Source organism: Campylobacter sp. 110 (assembly GCF_002383965.1).
GTDB classification, from domain to species: domain Bacteria; phylum Campylobacterota; class Campylobacteria; order Campylobacterales; family Campylobacteraceae; genus Campylobacter_D; species Campylobacter_D coli.
Window position 1 is genome coordinate 1 of record NZ_NXBD01000033.1, and the last position, 4,854, is coordinate 4,854.

Here is a 4,854-nt window from a genome sequence, read left to right on the forward strand (position 1 = left end):
AATGGATCCAGTTAAATTAGCTCCTTTGCAAAAACAAATCAAAGAAAAAGATAATATCATCTCTACTTTAAATCAAGAAAAAACAACCCTACAAAATGAACTTAATTCTTTTTCTATTAAAAAACAACGTTTAGAATTAGCCAATCTAGAACAAGATTTGGTTGTTAAAAAATTAGAAAGTAAAAAACTTGCTAAATCTTTGGGTATAAAAATGAGCATAATAAATCCTAAAATTACTTTTATTCAAGCTAATTCAGCTAAAGCTCGTATACAAAACCACTTATCTTATAAACTAGGACAAACTTTGATAGAAAATTCAAAAAGTATATTAGGATATATAAGAATGCCTTATGTATTATCTTATATAAAAGACAAACATAAATTTGAACAAAAAGCCTATGAAGAAAAAATAAAAGAAAATCCAAATTTAGCTTTACCTCCTTTAGAAACTTATCCTGATTATAATGAAGCTTTAAAAGAAAAAGAATGTTTTACTTATAAACTAGGCGAAGCTTTAATGCAGGCTAATAAAAATTGGTATGGGGGGGGGTATATCAAATTTATATTCAAAGATGTGCCTAGGTTGAAGAGGGAGTTTGGGAAGAAGGGGTGAAATTTTCAAAAAATAAGAAAGAGTTAAGAATTTCTTATTTTTTTAAACCGTTCGCTGATTTCTAACTTTTGAACAATCTCTACTTTGGTTGGTATTTTATAGCTAGCTAGTTTATCTTTGCAAAATAGTCTTATTTCCTTTTTGGCTTCTAAATTAGCAGGATTTTCATTTTGTTCTAATACAATCTTTACACAGACACTTTGGCCCGTTAGAGGATTATTTTGTCCATAGACTAAACAATCTTGTATAAATGGTATTTGCATTAATATACCCTCTACTTCTTGGGGTAATACTTTTTCTCCGCCAACATTAATAACTTCTTTGTTTCTTCCGATAATTTTAATATATTCTTCACCATTTTCATTAATCACTTCAACCAAATCGCCAGTAGCAAAGTATCCATCATTTGTAAAAACAGAGTTATCAGCATTTAAATAACCCAAACTTTGCATATTGCTTTTTAAAAATAGCTCGTTGTTGATAATTTTATATGCTATATTTTCCAATTTAAAGTAATTTCCGAAGCTTTTTGTTTGAGCTATGCCTACTTCGCTTGTACCAAAGGTTTGATGAAATTTAACTTTTGGAAAAGTTTGTTTTAATTTTACAAGCAAAGCTTCTGGCATTTTTTCTGTGCCATAGCTAATAATCTTTAAAGAGCTTAAATTATATTTTTCAACTACATTTGCTACCAACATTAAACTAAGTAAAGAAGGTGAAGCAGGCAAGAGTGAAATTTGGTATTTTTCTATGGTTTGAGCTAGAGCTTCAATATTTTTTCTTTCCTTTATAGCAATTGCACAAGCATTCATACTAAGACAGTTAAACAAAGTATTTAAACCACCTATATGATCAAACATTAAAAACAATAAAATATTAAGTTTTTTTGATTTTTTATTAAGATAGGCATTTAAAATCTTATCGAGATTATGCACCATAGCTTTAGGTTTACCTGTGCTGCCACTTGAAAATAAAATTAAACCAGGTTTGTTATCATCTATGAGTTTTTGGATTAAATCATGATTGTTACAATGTTTTTCCTGTAGCTCGTATTGATTGTTTTTAAATAAAATATCGCAATTAACTTCGGCAAGTTTGTTGTCAATCTCACTTTCATTGATAAATGGAATGATTATTTTATTAAGCTCAATACATGCTAAAAATAAACTTATACTTTCAAAATCATAATCTCCTGTAATACCCACAATATTTATATCTTTAAGCTTTGTTAATAAATTGATTTTATTGATGATGTTATTATACAAATCATTGTAAGTATATTTTTGTTCTTCATAGATTAAAGCATATTGCTCTTGATTTTTATTAAAAACTTTATTTAAAAAGATATTTTTAAATTTATCCATTTACTCCACCTAGATATATTATCTGCCCTGTTATAAAATCACTTTTTTCATTAATAAAAAAATCAATCACATTAGCAAGGTCTTGAAAATTTCCGAATCTTTTTACAGCTTGTTTATTAAGCAAATCTTGTATTTTATTTTTTGGGACATTTTTAATTAAATCAGTAGGAACTGGGGTAGGTCCTATGGCATTGCAAGTAATGCCAAATGAACTTAATTCTTTAGCACAAACTTGAGTTAAATTGCAAATAGCTGCTTTTGATGCAGCATATATAGCTTCCCCTTCCAACCTTAAAGCAACTGCAACAGTAGAAAAATTTACAATCCTATAAGGCATAGCAACTTGTTCTTTTTTATAAGTTTGACTCATAATCTTTGAAACTTCTCTTATAAACAAAAAACTACCATAGACATTAGTTTTAAAAATATTATCTAAGCTTTTAAATGGAGTGGTTAATATATGATTCATAGCTGCTATGCCAGCATTATTAATTAAAATATCAATTTTTCCAAATTCTTTTTTTATACTTCTTACCATAGAAACTACAGTTTTTTCATCGCAAACATCTAATTCAAAATGTCTATAATTTTTATGATCTATACTTGCTTTACCTCTTGAGCAACCACAAACTATATGATTTTTTGATAAATAATATTCACTTAATTCTTTGCCTATGCCTTTTCTAGTTCCTGTGATAATGATAATTTTTTGCATTATTCTTGCTCTTGGAGTTTTTTAACTATATAATCAGTCAAGCTTTCAACATCTTTAAATGGAGAATTTCTTGTACTCATCATTTTTTCATCTGCTAAAATGATTTCTTTATTAAATTCTCTACTTAAAAATTCTTCCAAATCAGCAACTAAATTTACTAGAGCTAGCGAGTCTAAACAACCACCAAAACCATTATATAATTTTGTATGTTCATCTGCTATTTTTAATTCATCTACTTCATATTCATCTGCTGATGATCGAAGTGTTTGTATAATATGTTGTTGAATTTTATTTTTCATCTAATAAATCCTTTGTTGTGTGTTTGATTAAATAATTTATATTTTATTATATATGAGATATAATTATACTTAAAAAGTATAACAAATTATCAATATGGGAAAATGTAATGAAAAAAAATAAAATTTTAATAATGGGTGCAAGCAATTCTATATTACCTGGTGGACTTAGAGCTGGTTTAAGTCAAAGTAATGTTGATTTCGATAATTTATCAATAGGTGGCTCAATTGCTTCTAGTAAAATTTATACAATATTGAAATATAAACAACGTATAAAAGAAGCAGATTTAGTGATTTTAGAATGTAACTTAGCAGATGTTGATAGGATTATATTTGATGATATTGGTTTTGAAGAATGTATTAGAAATACTTGTTGGCTATATGAAGAATTATATAAAATTAATGAAAAAGTTTTAAATCTTTTATTGGTAAATACTCGCAAGAATGAAGTTGAAAAATATATAAGAAATATTCATAAGTTGTTGTGTAATAAATACGGATTTAATAGTATAGATATGCATAGTTATTACGAAAGTAGAGAAATTTTAAATTTTTTCTTATCACATCCAGATCCAACTCATCAAATTTCTACAATTATGTATAATCTTGGAAAAAATATAGTAACCAATATAGAAAATTTCAAAAAATCAAAAATAAATATAAAACAACACAATCCTCTGTTTTTGTATTTAACACCTCTTGATTTGGATTTAATCGAAGGTAATTTACAATACTCTTTAAAAAAACATCCATTGTTTCAAGAATGTCAAACATATAGAATAGAATTAAATACTAAATTGAAATTTCCAACAAAGTATAGCAACTTCATTTTAATAGGGATGCACACATATAATGAAGAATTAAAAATAAAAAATTGGATGAAAAAAAGACAAAGTTACGGAAATATTGCAATAACTAATGATACATGTTGTATTGTAAAAGCAGCAGCATGCTTTAATACTTTTTTAGATATAAAAAAACATTTTATAATTGATAAGAATACTTATATTAAATTTGAAACAAATAAACCTGCAACAGAAAATTCTTTTATGGTAGTTTTTTCCGAAAATAAGAAAAATACGTTAAATTACATCGATGTATCCGCTTTTCTATTAGCTGATCAAAATGGAAAATTTGACTTTAGTGAAGAAATTAAACTTATACAAAATGAAAATATTACAATTGACAAAGAATACGATTTTACTTATTTAGTTCCTCCAGTAGAGGATTATAAAACAGCCATAGAAGAATATAATTTTAGAATGGATCCAGTTAAATTAGCTCCTTTGCAAAAACAAATCAAAGAAAAAGATAATATCATCTCTACTTTAAATCAAGAAAAAACAACCCTACAAAATGAACTTAATTCTTTTTCTATTAAAAAACAACGTTTAGAATTAGCCAATCTAGAACAAGATTTGGTTGTTAAAAAATTAGAAAGTAAAAAACTTGCTAAATCTTTGGGTATAAAAATGAGCATAATAAATCCTAAAATTACTTTTATTCAAGCTAATTCAGCTAAAGCTCGTATACAAAACCACTTATCTTATAAACTAGGACAAACTTTGATAGAAAATTCAAAAAGTATATTAGGATATATAAGAATGCCTTATGTATTATCTTATATAAAAGACAAACATAAATTTGAACAAAAAGCCTATGAAGAAAAAATAAAAGAAAATCCAAATTTAGCTTTACCTCCTTTAGAAACTTATCCTGATTATAATGAAGCTTTAAAAGAAAAAGAATGTTTTACTTATAAACTAGGCGAAGCTTTAATGCAGGCTAATAAAAATTGGTATGGGGGGGGGTATATCAAATTTATATTCAAAGATGTGCCTAGGTTGAAGAGGGAGTTTGGGAAGA

At 26.4% G+C, this 4,854-nt stretch carries 4 protein-coding genes and 1 pseudogene; 2 read left to right on the forward strand and 3 right to left on the reverse strand.

The genetic code is table 11. The annotated features are described in order from the left end of the window. Positions 1–613, forward strand: a pseudogene (locus tag BGS43_RS10060) (sugar transferase); the annotation flags it as partial. Positions 614–636: 23 nt separating this feature from the next. Here the strand turns inward: BGS43_RS10060 and BGS43_RS03250 are convergent. From BGS43_RS03250 to BGS43_RS03260, 3 genes are read right to left on the reverse strand one after another with little or no spacing between them, the layout of a single operon-like run. Next, complete coding sequence (locus tag BGS43_RS03250) at positions 637–1,977, reverse strand: ANL family adenylate-forming protein (protein ID WP_096568762.1); 1,341 nt, start codon at positions 1,975–1,977, stop codon at positions 637–639. Further along, positions 1,970–2,692, reverse strand: coding sequence for an SDR family NAD(P)-dependent oxidoreductase (locus tag BGS43_RS03255; protein ID WP_096568764.1), 723 nt, complete (start codon positions 2,690–2,692; stop codon positions 1,970–1,972). Before BGS43_RS03255 ends, BGS43_RS03250 begins: the two co-directional genes overlap by 8 nt. After that, complete coding sequence (locus BGS43_RS03260; RefSeq protein WP_096568766.1) at positions 2,692–2,991, reverse strand: hypothetical protein; 300 nt, start codon at positions 2,989–2,991, stop codon at positions 2,692–2,694. Before BGS43_RS03260 ends, BGS43_RS03255 begins: the two co-directional genes overlap by 1 nt. Before the next feature lie 107 nt (positions 2,992–3,098). On the opposite strand from BGS43_RS03260, the gene BGS43_RS10065 reads away from it, so the two are divergent. Next, positions 3,099–4,854 (forward strand): alpha-2,3-sialyltransferase (locus BGS43_RS10065; protein ID WP_096568768.1); only part of this gene is annotated, 1,756 nt, incomplete at its 3' end.

Excerpts from the sequence above, each read along its gene's own strand:
- BGS43_RS03250 (WP_096568762.1), bottom strand. The coding sequence starts at position 1,977 with ATGGATAAATTTAAAAATATCTTTTTAAATAAAGTTTTTAATAAAAAT.
- BGS43_RS03255 (WP_096568764.1), bottom strand. The coding sequence starts at position 2,692 with ATGCAAAAAATTATCATTATCACAGGAACTAGAAAAGGCATAGGCAAA.
- BGS43_RS03260 (WP_096568766.1), bottom strand. The coding sequence starts at position 2,991 with ATGAAAAATAAAATTCAACAACATATTATACAAACACTTCGATCATCA.